The sequence below is a fragment of the Bradyrhizobium sp. HKCCYLRH2047 genome (genome assembly GCF_051168175.1).
Taxonomy (GTDB): domain Bacteria; phylum Pseudomonadota; class Alphaproteobacteria; order Rhizobiales; family Xanthobacteraceae; genus Bradyrhizobium.
The window spans coordinates 151,273-169,973 of sequence record NZ_JBNPUM010000013.1 but is presented as its reverse complement, the minus strand read 5'-3'; the positions used below and the strand labels follow the sequence as shown (position 1 = coordinate 169,973).

16 protein-coding genes are annotated in these 18,701 nt (G+C 66.1%); 12 read left to right on the top strand and 4 right to left on the bottom strand.

Annotation, left to right across the window (positions count from 1 at the left end; all coding sequences use genetic code 11):
• Positions 1-436: 436 nt before the first annotated feature.
• Entirely contained in the window at positions 437-2,497 is a 2,061-nt protein-coding gene (locus ACQR1D_RS27005) for an ATP-dependent helicase (RefSeq protein WP_434838453.1), read from the bottom strand.
• A 196-nt stretch (positions 2,498-2,693) separates the two neighbouring features.
• Between ACQR1D_RS27005 and ACQR1D_RS27000 the strand changes: the two genes are divergently transcribed.
• The 10 genes from ACQR1D_RS27000 (at position 2,694) to ACQR1D_RS26955 (ending at position 13,586) form a co-directional block, all read left to right on the top strand.
• A complete protein-coding gene (locus tag ACQR1D_RS27000; protein WP_434838454.1) occupies positions 2,694-5,006 on the top strand; it encodes a Tex family protein in 2,313 nt (770 codons plus the stop codon).
• A 150-nt stretch (positions 5,007-5,156) separates the two neighbouring features.
• Entirely contained in the window at positions 5,157-5,801 is a 645-nt protein-coding gene (locus ACQR1D_RS26995) for a nucleoside-diphosphate sugar epimerase (RefSeq protein ID WP_434838455.1), read from the top strand.
• A 264-nt stretch (positions 5,802-6,065) separates the two neighbouring features.
• Complete coding sequence (locus ACQR1D_RS26990) at positions 6,066-6,959, top strand: TRAP transporter substrate-binding protein (protein ID WP_316216804.1); 894 nt, start codon at positions 6,066-6,068, stop codon at positions 6,957-6,959.
• Between the two features lie 35 nt (positions 6,960-6,994).
• On the top strand, positions 6,995-9,010 hold the full coding sequence (locus ACQR1D_RS26985; protein WP_316183164.1) for a methyl-accepting chemotaxis protein: 2,016 nt from the start codon (positions 6,995-6,997) through the stop codon (positions 9,008-9,010).
• Between the two features lie 59 nt (positions 9,011-9,069).
• Entirely contained in the window at positions 9,070-9,762 is a 693-nt protein-coding gene (locus ACQR1D_RS26980; RefSeq protein WP_316183157.1) for an alpha/beta hydrolase family protein, read from the top strand.
• A gap of 109 nt (positions 9,763-9,871) precedes the next feature.
• Positions 9,872-10,354, top strand: a complete 483-nt coding sequence (locus tag ACQR1D_RS26975; RefSeq protein WP_316183156.1) for a hypothetical protein — start codon at positions 9,872-9,874, stop codon at positions 10,352-10,354.
• 25 nt (positions 10,355-10,379) lie between these two features.
• A complete protein-coding gene (locus ACQR1D_RS26970) occupies positions 10,380-10,841 on the top strand; it encodes a hypothetical protein (protein ID WP_316183155.1) in 462 nt (153 codons plus the stop codon).
• Between the two features lie 107 nt (positions 10,842-10,948).
• On the top strand, positions 10,949-11,950 hold the full coding sequence (locus ACQR1D_RS26965; protein WP_434838456.1) for an ABC transporter substrate-binding protein: 1,002 nt from the start codon (positions 10,949-10,951) through the stop codon (positions 11,948-11,950).
• 42 nt (positions 11,951-11,992) lie between these two features.
• Complete coding sequence (locus ACQR1D_RS26960) at positions 11,993-12,766, top strand: ABC transporter ATP-binding protein (protein ID WP_316183153.1); 774 nt, start codon at positions 11,993-11,995, stop codon at positions 12,764-12,766.
• Positions 12,759-13,586, top strand: a complete 828-nt coding sequence (locus tag ACQR1D_RS26955; RefSeq protein WP_434838457.1) for an ABC transporter permease — start codon at positions 12,759-12,761, stop codon at positions 13,584-13,586. The genes ACQR1D_RS26960 and ACQR1D_RS26955 overlap by 8 nt, the downstream gene beginning before the upstream one ends.
• 10 nt (positions 13,587-13,596) lie before the next feature.
• Here the strand turns inward: ACQR1D_RS26955 and gtdA are convergent, their stop codons facing one another.
• Positions 13,597-14,634 (bottom strand): gentisate 1,2-dioxygenase, encoded by a 1,038-nt coding sequence (gtdA, locus tag ACQR1D_RS26950; RefSeq protein WP_316239349.1) that lies wholly within the window; start codon positions 14,632-14,634, stop codon positions 13,597-13,599.
• 102 nt (positions 14,635-14,736) lie between these two features.
• Between gtdA and maiA the strand changes: the two genes are divergently transcribed.
• Together maiA and ACQR1D_RS26940 are read left to right on the top strand one after the other, a co-directional pair.
• Positions 14,737-15,369, top strand: a complete 633-nt coding sequence (gene maiA / locus ACQR1D_RS26945) for a maleylacetoacetate isomerase (protein ID WP_434838666.1) — start codon at positions 14,737-14,739, stop codon at positions 15,367-15,369.
• Positions 15,359-15,868 carry a MarR family winged helix-turn-helix transcriptional regulator gene (locus ACQR1D_RS26940; RefSeq protein ID WP_434894160.1) on the top strand — a complete coding sequence of 170 codons (510 nt, stop codon included), beginning with the start codon at positions 15,359-15,361 and terminating at the stop codon, positions 15,866-15,868. Before maiA ends, ACQR1D_RS26940 begins: the two co-directional genes overlap by 11 nt.
• Positions 15,869-15,906: 38 nt before the next feature.
• Here the strand turns inward: ACQR1D_RS26940 and ACQR1D_RS26935 are convergent, their stop codons facing one another.
• Together ACQR1D_RS26935 and ACQR1D_RS26930 are read right to left on the bottom strand one after the other, a co-directional pair.
• On the bottom strand, positions 15,907-17,520 hold the full coding sequence (locus tag ACQR1D_RS26935; protein ID WP_434838459.1) for a benzoate-CoA ligase family protein: 1,614 nt from the start codon (positions 17,518-17,520) through the stop codon (positions 15,907-15,909).
• Positions 17,517-18,656, bottom strand: a complete 1,140-nt coding sequence (locus tag ACQR1D_RS26930; protein WP_315800538.1) for an FAD-dependent monooxygenase — start codon at positions 18,654-18,656, stop codon at positions 17,517-17,519. Before ACQR1D_RS26930 ends, ACQR1D_RS26935 begins: the two co-directional genes overlap by 4 nt.
• Between the last annotated feature and the right edge of the window lie 45 nt (positions 18,657-18,701).

Sequence of the window (18,701 nt, the reverse complement as noted above, 5' to 3'; positions counted from 1 at the left end):
GCTCAAGACCGCAGAAGAATCCACGCCATGCACCATGTCCAGTCTGTCTGAACCGGACAGCCGTGGGTCAAGCCCGGCCATCCACGTCGTCCGGCATGCTGAGAACGACGTGGATGCCCGGGACGGAGCCCGGGCATGACGATGTGGAGACGGTTTCGCGACACACTCAGAGTGGCCATATGCGATAGCCCTGCGCTTGCGGGGGAGGGCTGGGGTGGGGGCGCCACAGCGGCAGTCTTTCCAGAGCATCCCCCGCCCGCATCGCATCTGACGATGCGATGCGACCTCCCCCGCAAGCGGGGGAGGCGCAGACCGACCACGTCGCTAAAGATTTCGGCAAACCATTGCACTCGACCGGTGCGCTACTTCCCGGCACCCGCCTTATGGGGGAGGCTCAGTCATTGGCGCCCGCGGTAATGTTCGCCGTGCCGTCAGCTCACCGCCACCGCTCACGCATCCGCGCGCCGAGATCGATGCGCGGCCCCTGGCTCGCCACCGCCGCGCCCCTCTGCACCCGCGGCCAGCTGGTACGCTCGAACAGCGGCACCAGCGCTTCGGGAATGAACCGCGTGCGGGAGGCATAGACATGACGATCGCCGCGCACCGGCTGGCCGTGGACGAAGAAGCGCTGCGGCACCAGCAGATGCAGATCGTCCTTGGCGCGGGTCATTGCGACATAGAGCAGCCGGCGTTCCTCCTCCAATTCGGCGCTGGAGCCGGCGCCGAGATCGGATGGCATGCAGCCGTCGACGACGTTGAGGACGTGTACGGAATTCCACTCCATCCCCTTGGCGGAATGGATGGTGGAGAGGATCAGATAGTCCTCGTCGAGCAGGGGCACGCCGGCCTGATCGGAGGTGGCGTCGGGCGGGTCGAGCGTCAGCTCGGTGAGGAAGCGCTCGCGCGAGGGATAGCCGCTCGCGATCTGCTCGAGCTGCAGCAAATCGGCGGTGCGGACCTCGGCGTCGTCGTGGACGCGCTCGAGATGCGGCTGATACCAGTGCCTGACGCGCTCGATATCTCCAGGCCATTGCGAGACGCGCAACTGCTCCAGCGTGCGCACGAACGCGGTCCAGTCCTCGCCGGCGCGCGCCGGCGTTGGCTGCTCGCACAGCCGCGCGATCGGGTCGGCGCTTTCACTCACGGCATCAAGCAGGCGCTGCGCCGACGCCGGGCCGATGCCCGGGATCAGATGCAGCACGCGGAAGCCGGCGATGCGGTCGCGTGGGTTGGCAACGAAGCGCAGGCAGGCCAGCACGTCTTTCACGTGAGCGGCATCGAGGAACTTCAGCCCGCCGAACTTCACGAACGGGATGTTGCGGCGCGTGAGCTCGAACTCCAGGGGACCGCTGTGCGACGACGTGCGGAACAGCACGGCCTGCTGTTTCAGCACGATGCCTTCCTCGCGCTTCGCCAGCACCTGCTCGACGATGTAGCGCGCCTGGTCGGTCTCGTCGCCGACGGTCACGAGCTGCGGCTTGCGCGAGCTCGTGCGGTCGGTCCACAGATTCTTGGTAAAGCGCTCGCGCGCCAGCCCGATCACGCCATTGGCCGCCGTGAGGATCGGCTGGGTCGAGCGGTAGTTGCGGTCGAGCGTGACGATGTCGGCGCGCGGGCTGAACTGATCGGGAAAGTCCAGGATGTTGCGCACCGTGGCGGCGCGGAAGGCGTAGATCGACTGCGCATCGTCGCCGACCACGGTGAGGCCCGCCCCAGTCGGCTTCAAGCCGAGCAGGATCTGCGACTGCAGCCGGTTCGTGTCCTGATATTCGTCGACCAGCACGTGATCGAATCGATCGCCGATCTCCCGCGCGATCGTGTCGTCCGCCATCATCTGCGCCCAGTACAGCAGCAGATCGTCGTAGTCGAGCACGGCATTGGCCTGCTTGGCCTCGACGTAAGCGGCGAACAGGCCCTTCAGCTCGCCGGCCCATTCCGCGCACCACGGAAAATGCCGCACCAGCGCTTCCTCCAGCGGCATGTCGGCGTTGACGCAACGCGAGTAGATCGCAAGGCAAGTGCCTTTGGTCGGGAAGCGCCGCTGCGTGTTGGACAGGCCGCGCTCATGCCGCACCAAATTCATCAGGTCGGCGGAATCCTCGCGATCATGGATCGTGAACACAGGGTCGAGGCCGACGCGCTCGGCGTAGTCGCGCAGCATCCGCGCGCCGAGGCCATGAAACGTGCCGGCCCAGGTCAGGCCCGCGGTAACGGCCTCGGCCTGGCCGCCCAGCACCTTGCGGGCGATGCGCTCGACCCTGCGGCTCATTTCGCTCGCCGCGCGGCGCGAGAACGTCATCAGCAGGATGCGGCGCGGATCGGCGCCATTGACGAGCAGATGCGCGACGCGATGCGCGAGCGTGTTGGTCTTGCCCGAGCCCGCGCCGGCAATGATCAGCAGCGGCGGGCCCGGCACGGCGCAGGCACCGCCATGCTCGACGGCGCGGCGCTGCTCCGGATTGAGATCGTCGAGATATGTCGCAGCCGTGGCCTGCACGAATCGTCCCTCAGCCTGCAAGAATCAGTGATTTGCGCCGCATGTGCAACGCGATGGCCCGGTCGCGGCAGCGTTTTACATGATTCGCAACCGGTCTTTTTTGCCACGGTTGCCCACAGAGCGTCCGCCAGCCGCTTGCGCTGGCGCGCGTGCACTCCTATCCAATCAGCCCCGTCACGAATCTCGGAAGAACACCGTGTCGAATTTTGCCTCCATCATTGCCGCTGAGCTCGCCGTCAGGGATGCCCAGGTCCAGGCCGCGATCGACCTGCTCGACGGCGGCGCGACCGTGCCGTTCATCGCGCGCTACCGCAAGGAGGCGACCGGCATGCTGGACGACACGCAGTTGCGCACCTTGGAGGAACGGCTGCGATATCTGCGCGAGATGGATGCACGGCGCACCGCGATCATCGAGAGCATCAAGTCGCAGGGCAAGATGACGCCGGAGATCGAGCTGGCGCTCGCGACCGCCGACACCAAGGCCCGGCTCGAGGACATCTATCTGCCGTTCAAGGAGAAGCGCCGCACCAAGGCGCAGATCGCGAAGGAAGCCGGGCTCGAGCCGCTTGCCGACATGCTGATCGGCGATCCCATGAAGAATCCGGAAGACGAAGCGAAGGCATTCATCAAGAAGGACGGCGACAATCCGGTCAAGGACGTCAAGGCCGCGCTCGACGGCGCCCGCGCGATCCTGGTCGAACGCTTCGCCGAGCATGCCGACCTCGTCGGCTCGCTGCGCGAGGAGATGTGGACTCGCGGCGCTGTGAAATCGTCCGTGCGGCACGGCAAGAAGACCGAGGGCGCCAAGTTCGCCGACTACTTCGATTTCGCCGAGCCCTTCACCAAGCTGCCGTCGCACCGCATCCTGGCGATGCTGCGCGGCGAGAAGGAAGAGGTGCTGCAGCTCGATTTCGGCGATGGGGAGCCGGAGGATTCGAAGGATCCGTCGCTGTACGAGAACCGCATCGCGGTGACGTTCGGCATCTCGCGCCAGGGCCGCCCCGCCGATCAGTTCCTGTCGGACTCCGTGCGCTGGGCCTGGCGCACCCGCATCAAGACCTCGCTGGCGCTCGATATCCGCATGCGTCTTTGGCAGGAGGCGGAGAAGGAGGCGGTGCGCGTGTTCGCGGCGAACCTGCGCGATCTGCTGCTCGCCGCCCCCGCCGGCGGCCGCGCCACGCTCGGGCTCGATCCCGGCTTCCGCACCGGCGTCAAGGTCGCGGTCATCGACCGCACCGGCAAGTTCGTCGATCACGCCACGATCTATCCGCACGAGCCGCAGCGGCAGTGGAACGAGAGCATGCTGACGTTGGCGCAGCTCTGCATCAAGCATCGCATCGATCTCGTCGCCATCGGCAACGGCACCGCGTCGCGCGAGACGGAGAAGCTGGTCAACGATTTGATGAAGCTGAAGCCGGATCTCAAGCTGACCAAGGCGATCGTGTCGGAAGCCGGCGCGTCGGTCTATTCGGCCTCGGAGTTCGCCGCCAAGGAATTCCCCAATCTCGACGTCTCGATCCGCGGCGCGGTCTCGATCGCGCGCCGCCTGCAGGATCCGCTCGGCGAACTCGTCAAGGTGCCGCCGGCCTCGATCGGCGTCGGCCAGTATCAGCACGATCTCAACCAGTATGAGCTGGCCCGCGCGCTCGATGCCACCGTCGAGGACTGCGTGAACGCCGTCGGCGTCGATCTCAACACCGCCTCGGCGCCGCTGCTGGCGCGGGTGTCGGGCATCGGCGAGAGCCTGGCGCAGAACATCGTCGCGCATCGCGATGCCAACGGTCCGTTCCCGACCCGCGACAAGCTTAAGGAGGTGCCGCGGTTGGGTCCGAAGGCGTTCGAGCAGTGCGCCGGCTTTTTGCGCATCCGCGACGGTGACAACCCGCTCGATGCCTCCGGCGTGCACCCGGAATCCTATCCGGTCGTGAAGAAGATCCTGGAGACGACAAAGAGCGACATCAAGGTGCTGATCGGCGACACCAAGACCTTGAAGACGCTCAATCCGGCGAAGTTCGCCGACGAGCGCTTCGGCGTGCCGACGGTCACCGACATCATCAAGGAGCTGGAGAAGCCGGGCCGCGATCCGCGTCCGGAGTTCAAGACCGCGACCTTCCAGGAGGGCGTCGAGAAGATCACCCATCTCAAGCCGGGCATGATCCTGGAGGCGACCATCACCAACGTCGCGGCTTTCGGCGCCTTTGCCGATATCGGCGTGCACCAGGACGGCCTGATCCACATCTCGGCGATGTCCGAGAAGCGCATCAACGATCCGCGCGAGGTGGTGAAGCCGGGGCAGGTCGTGAAGGTCAAGGTGCTCGACGTCGACGTGCCGCGCAACCGCATCTCGCTGACGCTTCGGCTGTCCGATCCGCTGCCGGCCAAGGGCGAGAAGCGGACCAGCGCACGGCCGCCTGCGGGGCGCATGACCACGCGTGAGGAGAAGCCGTCCGGCGGCGGCGCGTTCGCCGCGGCGATGGCCAAGGCCGCGGAGCGGCGCAAGGGCGCCTGAGGCGGATGGTGACGAGGCGCCGCGGAGGACAAGTCCCTTCCGTGGCGTCGTGCCTGCGGCGCCATGGCATTCGGCGTCGGGTCGTTGCCGTCTTCCCCATCTCCGCGGCTGCGCTTACCTTGGTCGGCGGGCTGTGAGTGGGGACCGCGCATGACGAACCGAACCGTGATCATTGCAGGCGCGACCGGGCTGGTGGGACGGGAACTGCTTCGCGGTCTGCTTGCCGACCCGACCGTGGGTCATGTGCACGTCGTCGGCCGCCGCGCGCCCCCTGACGTTTCACCCAAGCTGACGGCCCATGTCGTGGATTTCACCGCGCTGCCGTCCCTGCCGCCGGCCGACGAGCTCTATCTGGCTCTGGGGACCACGATCAAGGTGGCCGGGAGCCAGGCCGCCTTCCGCGCCATCGATCACGACGCCAACCTCGCCGTCGCCAAGGCCGCGCTCGCGAGCGGCACCAGGCGGGTTGGTCTGGTCAGCGCGATGGGGGCCGACAGCAGGTCGCGCGTCTTCTACAGTCGCGTGAAGGGTGAGCTCGAGGATGAGCTCACCGCGCTGCCCTTCGAGGGGCTGGTGATCGCGCGGCCCTCGCTGCTGGTCGGCGCGCGGACGGAGCTGGGACAGCCGAGCCGGCCGGGCGAGGAATGGGGCAACAGGCTGAACAACATCATCGGCTTCCTGATCCCGGCGAACTACAAGCCCATCGCCGCGGCGGACGTCGCCAACGCGCTGCTCATGGCTGTTCCTACAGTTGCCGGCAAGCGAGTGATGCTGTCAGGGGCCATGCGCCGATGATCGAGCCTGCCGCTCTTGCGTAGCGGCCTGGTCTCGCCATTTATGAAAAATCGAATTCGATTGGTGGGTTCGGCGATCTCCGTAGTTATACGGCTCATCGCCTGCGACTGTCGGGGTCTTAACATCTTAACCATATCTGGCTGTTAGTTGTGCATCGAGGAAAAACGAGCCCGGTGTTTCATGCGCAGACAGCTGCTTGAATTTTGTTTCTTGGCATTGGTGGGAACCCTGCTCGGATCCCAAGCGGCGACGGCGTCTCCGCGAATGGTGTCGCTGGTCTTCAACTCGCAGGTTCAGAATCCGCAGCAGGTCGGGTCGGACGAATTTCGCGTGAAGCTGCAGGCGCTGGCCGGCAAGCGGCTCATCATCGATGAGCGTGCGGGCAACGCATTCGGCAGCGAGGCGGCGGTGCTGGCTGCAACCCGGAGCGGCGCGGTGGACGTGGCCGTGGTGTCCGGCGGCATCGCCAGCGCGGTGGTGCCCGAGCTCGGCGTCTTCGACATCCCGTTCCTGTTTCGTGACACCGCGCATGCCAAGGCGGTTGCGCAAGGGCCTGTCGCCGCCGCGATCGGCGCCAAGTTCGCCGACAAGGGACTGGTGCTGCTGGCGCTCGGCAAGCAGGGCTTTCGCAATCTCACCAACTCAAAGCGTCCGGTCCGTACCGTCGATGACGTCAAGGGCCTCAAGATCCGCGTCATCCCCAATCCGGTCTACCAGATGACCTTCAAGGCGCTGGGCGCCGACGTGATGCCGATGGATTTCCCACTGGTCTATGCCGCGCTCAAGGACGGCCGGCTCGACGGTCAGGAAAATCCGGTCGCCACCATCGCGGCCAATCGCTTCGACGAGGTGCAGAAATATCTGACGCTCACCGGGCATTTCTTCGCGCCGATCGCTTTCGTCGCCAACCGCGCGATGTTCGACCATCTCGATGCGGCGGACCGTGATGCGCTGGTTGCCGCCGCCAAGGCGGCTGCGGAGGTCACCTGGCAGGCCCAGCTCGATGCGCAGAAGCTCGATGAGTTGCGCAAGGCCGGCATGGAGGTGATCGAGACGTTCGACCGCAAGACCTTCGTCGACGCGGTCAAGCCGCTCGATGCCGACTTCGAGAAGCGCTTCGGCAAGGAGCTGCTCGCCACCATCAGGTCCACTCCGTGAAACAGCCGGGCAAATCGATGAAACTGTCTTCTCTGATGTCTTGGATCGGTGTCCGCCCGCGAATCTTCGGCGGCTTCGCCCTAATCCTGAGCTTCCTGGTGTTGCTCGGCGTTTTCGCCATGATCCAGGTCGGGCGCATCGGCGGCACCGTGGATGAGCTCGTCACCAGCGCGGCCGGGGACGCCGGCATGTCGCAGGTGCGGGCCGCGCTGCTCGGTGCCAACGGCGCGGTCGAGAGATTCATCCGCACTTGGAACGTCGGTGACAAGGATGCGGCCAGCAAGGCGATCGACGCCGTCGGCGGTCTCGCCGATCAGGTCGAGAAGCAGTCCGGCCGTCTGAAGGTGCTGGCTGACGGCGTGGGACCGGTGCGAAGCGCGCTGGCCGCCTATCGCGCATCGTTCGTTGCCGCGGCCGAGGCCGTGGACCGGCTGCGCGCGGCGACCACCAAGACCGACGCATTGGGCGCCGTTGCCGGCATCAACATCGGCGGCATCCAGGTGGCCCTCGCCAATCGCGCTGGCAGCGAGCCGCTGATGAATCCGTTGCGTCTGGCCAGCGTCGTCGACGCGGTTCGCATCGCGGTGATGCGCTATACCAACACGTTGTCGAATGGCGATGCCGACGATGCCAGGCTCACCTTCGTCTATGCGAAGCTCGCGATTGCCGATACGGAAGCCGAGATCGCGGGTGTCGATGATGCCAAGCTGAAGGCGCTGGTTGCTGCGCTGAAAGAGGCTCTGACGGCCGATGCCGCTGCGCTCGAGGAGGTGATCAAGGTGGCCGCGGACCTGCGCGCCAAGCAGGCGGAACTCGCCAAGGCGAGCGCCTCGATCGATACCCAGGTCAGCCAGATCAACCGGCAGCTTGGGACCGCGCGTGCAGAGCAGGCCGCGAGGACCGGCGTCGCGGTCGAAGATACCAAGCAGACCGTCGTCGTGACGGCAGCCGCAGCGGTGATATTCGGAGCGGTGCTGGCCTGGCTGATCGGCGCCAGCGTGTCGGCGCCGATCCGCGGCATGACCGACCGCATGCAGTCGCTGGCGGCCGGCGAATTGGATCAGCCGATTCCCGGTGGTGAACAGCGCGACGAGATCGGCCGGATGGCGCGCGCCGTGGAGATTTTCCGTGACAATGCGCTTGCTGTCCGCCGCATGGAGCAGGAGGCCGCGGCACAGCGTGAAGCTGCGGAGGCCGAGCGCGCCCGCATGATGTCCGATCTGGCTGGCCGGTTCGAGCAGGGCATGCAGGGTGTCATCACCGGCGTCGGCGGGCGTGCGACCGAGATGGGCGAGAGCGCCAGCGAGCTGGCACGCGTCGCCGAACGCGGCCGCGGCCTGGCGGAAGCGGTCGCCAGCCGGGCCGAGCAGGCGTCCGTCAATGTGCAGACCGTGGCCTCGGCGACCCAGGAGCTCGCGGCCTCGATCAGGGAGATATCCTCCCAGGTGCAGCGCTCGGTCACGGTGTCGACCCGGGCGACGCACGAGACCCAGCGGACGTCCGAACTGATCGACGGGCTGTCCAGCGCGGCGGAGAGGATCGGCACCATCGTGCAACTGATTCAGGCGATCGCGAGCCAGACCAACCTGCTGGCGCTCAACGCCACCATCGAGGCGGCGCGTGCCGGCGAGGCCGGCCGCGGCTTTGCGATCGTCGCGAGCGAGGTGAAGAATTTGGCGTCGCAGACCGCGCAGGCGACGGAGCAGATCTCGAGCCAGATTGCGACCATCCAGAGCGCGACGCAGGAGACGGTCGGCGCGATCGCCCAGTTCGGAACGACGGTGCGGGAGATCGCCGAGATCTCCAATGCCATCGCCGCCGCGGTGGAGCAGCAGGGGGCCGCAACCAGCGAGATCGCCCGCAACGTCGAACAGGCGGCCAGCGGCACGGCGGCGGTGACGCAGGAGATCGGCGACGTGCGCAACGTGGCCGGGCAGACCGATGCCGGCGCTGAAGCTGCGCTGGCGGCGGCCGCCGCGCTGCAGCAGCAGGCCGCTTCGCTGAGGAGCAATGTCGCCGACTTCCTGCAGACGATCCGGACCGCGGCCTGAGCCGCAAAGCCGGTGGTCACTGGAGTTGACGCAGGGGACGCCGGCTCGCACTCTGGGGCATGACCGAGCACCAGCCGCGCTCCCTTGCGCTTCCCGTCGACGGCGCGGGCGTCGTGTCCGCGCTGTTCATGGCCCCGCCTCGGCCGCGCGCCTGTTTCGTGTTCGCCCACGGCGCGGGCGCCGGCATGAGCCACGTCTTCATGAGCCAGACCGCCGCAAGCCTTGCCGCACGCGGCATCGCGACGCTGCGCTTTCAGTTTCCCTACATGGAGAAGGGAAGCAAGCGCCCTGATCCGCCCGTGCTCGCCCACGCCGCGGTGCGGGCGGCCGTGGCGGAGGCCGCGCGGCTCTGTCCGGGGCTGCCGCTCGTCGCGGGCGGCAAGTCGTTCGGGGCGCGCATGACGTCGCAGGCGCAGAGTGCAGCGCCGCTGCCGGGCGTGGCCGGGCTCGCCTTTCTCGGCTTTCCACTTCACCCCGCCGGCAAGCCCTCCATTGCGCGCGCCGATCATCTCGACGCGATCGAGGTCCCGATGCTGTTCCTGCAGGGGACGCGCGACAAGCTTGCGGAGATGGAGCTGCTCGCGCCCGTCGTGAGGCGGCTGGGACCGCGCGCGACCTTGCATTGGCTCGATCAGGCCGACCACGCCTTCCACGTGCCTGCGCGCTCCGGCCGGAATGATCAGGCCGTCATGGACGAATTGACGGGGGCATTTGCGGTGTGGCTTCAGGCGCTCGAAGCCCGTGCCGGCTGACGCCCCGCAGCGGCCGTTTCTGAAAAAGTGATATGAGAACAAAAATAGAACTTCCATGTCGTCAGAGGTTGAGGCATAGTCGTACTCAAGGGCATGGGAGGGGAGTCCGATGAAGTCAGCGGTGTTGGCAGTGTCGGTGTGTGCGCTCGGCGTGCTGATGCAATCTGCAACTCCATCGTTCGCCGATGCCCGGTTGACCGCCATGGTGACCGTGAAGGGAACTTGCCAGAAGCTCATCGTCGCTGGAAAGGATCGCAGCTCGGAATGCAAGGGCGCGCTGCTCAATACCGACTATGACGATCAGCGCACCGGCTTCTACTTCACCTTGCTCGACGGCAGCATCGTCACGTTCTCGAATCGTGGCGATCTGCAGGAGCAACCTGGCCCCGACAAGTTCGTCACACCGGTCGACATGATGATCTTTGGCCAAAGTCGGACGGCGATCAACAGGGTGATGGCCAAGGGGCAGTGCCGCCACGGCAATCCATTCAAGGGACCCGACCTGATCGAATGCGCGGCCGACAGCGAGATCGGCCGCTTTGAAGGGCTGTTTCTGTCCAATGGCGAGAAGCCGGTGATGCAGACGTTCTGAGGCCGTCACCCTGTGCACAAGCAGGATGAACCAGCGGGAGGCTTCGTCGCGACGTCGCCCATCGTCATTCGGCCACCGTGTGGTACTCGCGGCAAAGGACCGGACCGCCGACTGCAAGGGTGCCTTGCTCAATACGCGCTACAGTGATGGACGAGCCGGCTTCTATTTCGTGATGCTCGACGGAGGGATGATGACCGTCTCGAGCCCCGGCGATGTCGAACAACGGCAGCCCGCGAACGCGCGCGCCTATCCCGTCGATATGATCATCTTCAAGGTGGATGGTGACATCCGCAAGCTCACGGCCAAGGGGATGTGCCGCGCGAAAAATATGGCCGGCGCTCTGTCGGGCTTGACCTGTCGGGCGGGCAGTGAAGCTGGGCGGTTCGAAGATGGGTTTTCCGCTGAGACCAAGGCAGTCGAGACCACGCCAACCGAGTCCAAGGCAGCCGGCACCAAGGCGGCTGGGAGCAAGATGCCCGGCCTCTGAGGCTGCGATCCCCTGAAAATTTGGCGCGACATCAGGCTCGAAATATTGCAACAAGTCGGCGTCATCGTTGGGCCGGGTGTGCGGGTCGCCAGATCTTGGAGAGTGTGATGTTCCGATGCGTTGGCTTCGTCCTGGGGCTGCTCTGGAGCCTCGTAGCAATCGGCACTGCGCTGGCCGACGACGCCAAGCTCCGGATCGGCGTTCTCCGGCTATCCTCGTCCGCGCCGGTGTTCATCGCGCTGGACAAAGGCTACTTCCGCGAAGCCGGCCTCGATGTCGAGCTGAAGTTTTTCGATGCAGCGCAACCGATCGCCGTGGCGACGGCCACCGGCGACGTCGATGTCGGGGTGACCGCCTTCACCGCGGGATTGTATAACCTCGCAGGCAAGGGCGCTTTGAAGATCATCGCCGGCATGAGCCGCGACCGCCCGGGCTTTCCGCTGATCGGCTACTTTGCCAGCAACAAGGCCTATGAGGCAGGTCTCAGGACGCCGAAGGACATTGCCGGCAAGCGCGTGGCGATGACCCAGGTCGGGTCGAGCTTTCACTACTCGGTGGGGCTGCTGGCCGACAAATACGGCTTCAAGCTCGCCGACGTGAAGATCGTGCCGCTTCAGTCGATGTCCAACATGTCGGCCGCGATCAAGGGCGAGACCGTCGACGCGGCGCTGATGCCGGTTTCCGTCGCGCGCAAGCTGATGGAGGAGGGTGCCGTCAAGCATCTCGGCTGGGTCGGCGACGAGACGCCGTGGCAGGTCTCCGGCGTGTTCGCGGGGCCGAAGACACTGGCCAACTCCGCCCTGGTCGGCAAGTTGCTCGCATCGCTTCAGCGCGCCGAGCGCGAATATCATGATGTCGTGCTCGCCTCGGTCAAGGACGGTACTGCCGCCATCGACGACAAGACCAGGCCGTTGCTGGAGATCATCGGCAAATACACCAACCTGCCGGTCGAGCAGGTGGTGGGCAATTGCGCCTATATCGATCCCGACGGCAAGCTCGACGTGAAGAACATCGACAGCCAGATCAAATGGCTTCAGGCGCAGGGTTTCGCAGACCAGGGCTATGATGCGGCTGCGATCATCGCCAAAGACCTCGTGAAGCCGGATTGATGAGGGCAGGCGCGGTGCGGACCTGCAGCGGGATCATCTGACATGGACCTGATCGCCGAGGCCATCAGCCACCGTTTCGACGCGCTCGAAGTGCTCGATGGCGTGTCGTTCACGGTGGGAGCCGGCGAGGTGGTGGCCATCGTTGGACCGTCCGGCTGCGGCAAGAGCACGCTGCTGTCGATCCTCGGCGGGTTGTTGCAGCCGAGCAAGGGGCAGGCGCTGCTGCGCGGAGCCCCGCCGCCCGGCAGCCTCAATCCCTTGACGTTCGTGTTCCAGGACTTCGCGCTGCTGCCGTGGGCGAGCGTCGCCGATAACGTCGCGTTTCCGCTCCTCCATACATCGCTGTCGACGCAGCAGCGCGCCGCCGCCGTCGACGATGCGTTGCAGCGGACCGGGCTGGCCGACTTCCGGACCGTCTATCCCAAGCAGTTGTCGGGCGGCATGCGCCAGCGGGTCGGCATTGCCCGGGCGCTGGCGGTCCGCCCGGCGATCCTGCTGATGGATGAGCCGTTGTCGGCGCTGGACTCGCAGACCCGCGAACTCTTGATGGAGGATTTCGTCGATCTGCTCGCGGACGGCACCATGGGGGCGATCTATGTCACGCATAATCTCGAGGAGGCGGTGCGGCTCGCCGATCGCATCGTCGTGCTGTCGCGCCGTCCTGGCCGCATCCGGAGGGTCGTCAGCGTCCCGGCGACGCGGCGCAGCCGCGGTGATGCCGGAGTGCGCGCGCAACTGCTGGACCTGCAGAACGAGCTCTGGGGGCTGATCCGGAGCGAGGCGATCGATGCCGAGCGCGAGGTCCAGAATGCTTGAACGGTCCCCGGCCGAACCGCCCGAGGTCGCCGGCAAGCAGGGCAAGAAGGTGCCGTTCCGCGGCGGCGGCTTCACGCCGGCCGCAAGCCGCTGGGCCGGCTGGCTGGCGCTCGCGGCGGTTCTCGGCCTGTGGCAACTGGTCGGCAGCCTCGGGCTGGTCAATCCCCTGTTCCTGCCGGCGCCGCTGACGATCCTGGGCGCGCTGTATCGATTGGCCGAAAGCGGCGCGCTCTGGCAGCATGTCTCGGCGTCGTTCGTGCGCATCGTATCCGGCTGGGCGCTCGGCACCGCCACAGGCATCGTCGTCGGCTTCGCGATCGGCCTCTGGCGCATCGCGCGCAGCATCGGCATCACGTTCGTCTCTGCGCTGTTTCCGATTCCGAAGATCGCCGTGCTGCCGCTGCTGATTCTCTGGCTCGGCATCGGCGAGGAGCCGAAGATCGCGACGATCGCGCTGGGCGTGTTCTTCTCGACCACGATCTCGGTCTATAGCGGCGTCGATGCGGTGCCGCGCAATTTGATCCGCATGGCGCAGAGCTTCGACGTGCCGTTCCCGACCATCGTCCGCCGCGTGATCTGGCCCGGGGCGCTGCCATCGATCCTCGCCGGTTTCCGCATCACCGCGTCGGTGGCGCTGATGCTGGTGGTTTCGGCGGAGATGATCGGCGCCGAGACCGGCATCGGCACTTTCGTGCTGCAGGCCGGCAATCTGATGCAGACCGATCAGCTGATGGCGGGGATCCTGATCCTGTCGCTGTTCGGTCTCGCCGTCGGCCGGTTGATCAGCATGCTCGAAGCGCGGCTGCTGCGCTGGCGGTGACGGACCGGCGTCACGCGTTGCCGCGATCCTCGCGGAACAGGTCGAGCTTCTGCTGCACCGGGCGATCCGAGAACGAGAACAGCACCGCATCCTCGTCCGGCTCGTGGCTGACCCATTGCCAGCTCGGAACGACGAACAGATCGCGCGGGCCCCATTCGAAGGTCTGGTCGCCGATGCGGCTGCGGCCCTTGCCCTCGATCGCGGTGAACACGGTCGCGTCGGTCGAGCGATAGCGCGCGGTCTTGAAGCCCTTCGGCAGCAGCTGGATGAAGGTGCCGATCGTCGGCATCGCGAAATCGCCGGTCTCGGGATTTGAGAATTTCAGCTTCAGCCCGTGGCAGGCATCCCATTCCTCGCTGCGCTTCGCGTTCTCCAGCGCCTCGCGCGTATAGACGTAGGGATAGTTGAAGATCGGTGATGTCCTGGATCTGCGCTTGGCGTCGACAGGCAGGAGGTTATGTCCGTAGCGCGCGAAGCTGTCGCCCGCGGGGCGCGCGACCTTCTGCTGGTCCTCCTGCGCGCCCTGCGCGAACGATGCGTCGAGAAACTGCACCAGCGGAATGTCGAGGCCGTCCAGCCAGAACATCGGCTCGGTGGTCTCATTGCCGTGATCGTGCCAGGTCATCGACGGGGTGATGATGAAGTCGCCCGGCTCCATCAGGGTGCGCTCGCCCTCGACGGTCGTGAAGGCGCCCTTGCCTTCCAGCACGAAGCGCAATGCGGACTGGCTGTGCCGATGGGCGGGGGCGACGTCGCCCGGGATCACCATCTGAACGCCGGCATAGAGCGAGGTGGTGATCTTGGATTGCCCGCGCAACCCGGGATTCTCCAGGATGAGCACGCGCCGCTCGGCCTCCTTCGCCGTGATCAGCCGCCCGGCCTCGATCATATAGTCGCGGATCGCCGCGAACTGCCACAGATGCGGGCGACAGGCGCTCTTCGGCTCGGGCGTGATGAGATCGCTCATCACCGTCCACAGCGCCGTCATGTTTTCGCCGTCGATCTTCTTGTAGAACGCCTCGCGCTCTGGTGTCGAAACCGCGGCCATGCGTCCCTCCCATGATCAGATGTCGTTCTTAATTGACAGTATACTGCCAATTTGATTACCGTCAAATACAACCAGAGCCATCGCATCGGGAGGACTGCCATGATGAAGCTGCACGGCTATTTCCGCAGCAGCGCATCCTATCGAGTCAGGATCGCGCTCAACCTCAAGGGTCTCACGGCCGAGCATCTGCCGCATCACCTCCGCAAGGGCGAGCAGCGCGCGCCCGCCTATCTCGCGCTCAACCCGCAGGGGTTGGTCCCCGCGCTCGAGGACGACAGCGGCGTCGCGTTGATCCAGTCGCTTGCGATCATCGAATGGCTCGACGAGACCCATCCTGAGCCACCGCTGCTGCCGAAGGATCCGTTGCGGCGCGCCCAGGTCCGCGCCTTCGCGCAGGTGCTCGCCTGCGACACCCATCCGGTGCAGAACCTGAAGGTGCTGGCGCGGCTCCGGGAGCTCGGCCTGCCCGAGGACAAGGTCACGGCCTGGGCCGGCTGGGCCAATCGCGAGGGGCTCGCTGCCTGCGAAGCGCTGATCAAGCATGAGCCCGGACTATTCTGCTTCGGTGCCGCGCCGACCCTGGCGGATCTGTGTCTCGTGCCGCAGCTCGGCAATGCACGCCGCTTCGGCGTCGATGTCGCAGCGTTCCCGCGCCTGCTGCAGGCCGAAGCCGCGGCGAAGGCGCTGCCGGCCTTCGCCGATGCTGCTCCGGAGCGTCAGCCCGATGCCGAGTAGGCCGCCCGACATCACGATGGACGCAGTCTACACCAAGCCGGGCTATCTGTTCCGGCGGATGCAGCAGATTGCGGTGTCGATCTTCGTCGAGGAGTGTCGGGAGTTCGACCTGACGCCGGTGCAATACGCAGCGCTGGTCGCGATCCAGACGCACCCGGGCATCGATGCCACCCGGTTGTCGGCGGTGATCGCCTTCGACCGTTCGACGCTCGGCAGCGTGATCGAGCGGTTGGAGAGCAAGGGCCATATCGAGCGCAAACCGTCGGCCGAGGACAAGCGCGTCAAGCTCCTTTACCTGACCAGAACGGGTGGCGCACTGCTCCGTGCGATCATGCCGGCGGTTGATCGCGCCCAGGCCCGCATGCTGGCGCCGCTGAAGGCCGCGGATCGCAAGATGCTGATGGCCCTGCTGGCGCAACTCGTCGATCTCAACAACGGGGTCTCGCGGGTGCCGCTGCGCGCCGAGGATGCACTGGAGCATCTTGGCAAGGCCGGCTGATCGCGGAGTTCCGCGGCTCTCGGGCGGACGGCGTCGATTCACAGCCGCATCACCGCCTGGCGATCGATCTTGCCCGTGCCCGTCTTCGGCAACTCGTCGAGGAACACGATCTCGCGCGGATATTTGTAAGGCAGCAGCTTCGTTTTCACGTAATCCTGCAGCGCCTTGACGGTTGCGGGCTCGTCCCTGGATCTGCCGTTGGTGACCACCACGGCCTTCAGGCTCATGCGACGATCCGGCAACTCGTGCGCAAACACGGCGCACTCCCGGATATCGGGATGCTCGGCGAGGCAGAGCTCGACTTCGAGCGGATAGACCCATTGTCCGGAGATCTTGACCAGATCGTCGGCGCGGCCGCGGAAGAAATGGAAGCCGTCGGCATCACGCACGAAGCGGTCGCCGGTGTAGATCCAGCCGCCATCGCGGATCGTCTCCGCGGTCTTGTCCGGACGGTTCCAGTAGAGCGGCGTGTTCGAGTCGCCGCGTACCCAGAGAATGCCCTCTTCGCCGGTGACGACCTCGCGTCCTTCGCCGTCGCGCAGCGCGATCTCGTAGCCGGGGACGCGCAGGCCCGCGGCGCCGAGCTTCTTGCGGTCCTCGCGGTTCGAGAGATAGACGTGCAGCACCTCGGTCGAGCCGAGGCCTTCGACGATCTCCAGGCCGGTCAGGCTCTTCCAGCCGTTGAAGACCTCGGCCGAGAGCACCTCGGCCGCGGAGACCGCGAGCCGCAGTGACGAGAAGTCCGCCTCCTTCGCACCCTCGGCCTTGGTGAGCGCGGTGTAGAGCGTCGGCAGGCCGAAGAACACGGTGGGACGGAAGCGGCTGATCGCATCGAAGATGGCGGCGGGTTTCGGCTGGCCGGGCAGCAGCAGCGTCGTCGCTCCGGCCGAGAATGGAAAGGTGATCGTGTTGCCGAAACCGTAGGCGAAAAAGATCTTGGGCACCGAGAAGCAGATGTCGTCCGACGTCAGCCGCAGCACGTTGCGCGCGAACGCCTGCTCGCTATAGGCCATGTCGTGCTGCAGATGGACGATGCCCTTGGGGCGACCGGTGGAGCCGGAAGAGTACATCCAGAACGCCATCTCGTCGCGGTGGGTGTCGGCCTCCGCCAGCTCATCGGTGAAGTCGGGCAGCCAGGCATCGGCCGCGACCGTCGTCGCGACGGCGGTGGCCGGCGCCTCGCCATTGACGACGATCAGCGTGCGCAGCGCGGTCTCGGCGCAGGCCTGGGCGTCGAACCGTGCGGCAAACTCGGCGTCGGCGACCGCGACCTTGGCGCCGGAATCAGCCAGATAGAATTGCAGCAGATCCGGCGGCGTCAGCGTGTTGATCAGCAGCGGCACGAAGCCGGCGCGGACTGCGCCGAAGAACGCGGCCGGATAGGCTGGTGTATCGTCGAGGAACAGCAGGACACGGTCACCGCGGCTGAGTCCGAGCGCGGTGAAGCCGTTGCCCCAACGGCAGGCGTCGGCACACAGCTCGGCATAGCTGCGCTGGCCGGCGGGACCGATCAGCGCAGCCTTGTCGGCGTTGCCTCTGGCGAGATTGTCGAACAGCACACGGCTGGCATTGTAGCGGGCTGGAATCGCGAAGCCGATCTCGCGCGCGCCGGCGCTGTCGCGCGGAACCTTGTCGGCGATCTCGTTCGTCATCCGTGCGCTCCCGTGCGCCGAGCTGCCTCGTAGCGGGCCATGAATTGCGGGGCCATCGCCCGCAGCCTGGAATCATCGATGCGCCCGGACCGGGTGATATAGCTGTAGGCGAAATCCAACAGGCCGAGCGTCATGTGGGCCGGGAAGGATTCATACCAGTCGCTACTGGTCCGGGCCGCCGTCACCAGCTTCTTCACGATTGGCTGCCGCTCGGCCTGATAGCGGGCGAGGCCGTCGGAGAGACTCCTCTCGGCATCGAGCGCCTTGGCGAGCGCGATCGCGTCCTCGATCGCCAGCCGCGTCCCGGAGCCGATCGAGAAGTGCGCGGTATGCAGCGCGTCGCCGATCAGCACCATGTTCCGGTGCCACCAGTGCTCGTTCCAGACCCAGGGGAAATTGCGCCATACCGATCGGTTGGAGACCAGCGCGTGACCATCGAGCGTGGCGGCAAACACCTGCTCGCAGACGCGCCGGGATTCATCGACCGACATCTCGGCGAAGCCATAAGCGTGCCAGGTGGCGCGATCGCATTCCACCAGGAACGTGCTCATGTCCGGCGCATAGCGATAATGGTGCGCGTTGAAGCTGCCGTGGTCGGTCGCGACGAAGGTCTGCGACAGCGTCGCGAATGTCTTCGACGTGCCGTACCAGGCGAACTTGTTGCTGGAGTAGGACACGGAGAAGCCGAAATCGCCTTCGAAGCTGCGGCGGACCAGCGAGTTCAGCCCGTCGGCCGCGACGATGAGGTCGTAGCCTGCGAGCTGGTCGAGCGACTGGACGGTCGTGCCGTAGCGGGCGACGACGCCGACGCTCTCCGCGCGGGCCTGCAGCAGCTTCAATAGCTCGAGCCGGCCGATCGCGGAAAAGCCGACGCCGTCGATCTCGACGGTCTCGCCGCGCAGATTGAGCGTGATGTTGCGCCAGCTCTCCATGCGCGGCGCGATCGCGTCCACGGTGTCGGGATCGTCGGCGCGCAGGAATTCAAGCGCCTGGTCGGAGAACACGACGCCAAAGCCCCAGGTCGCTCCAGCCGGATTCTGCTCGAACAGATCGACCACGGCGGCGGGGTGCCGCTTCTTCCAGAGATAGGCGAAATACAGCCCGCCAGGGCCGCCGCCGAGCACGGCGATGCGCAAGGACGTCCTCCATATTGACAGTATACTGTTTATTTTGGACCGGAG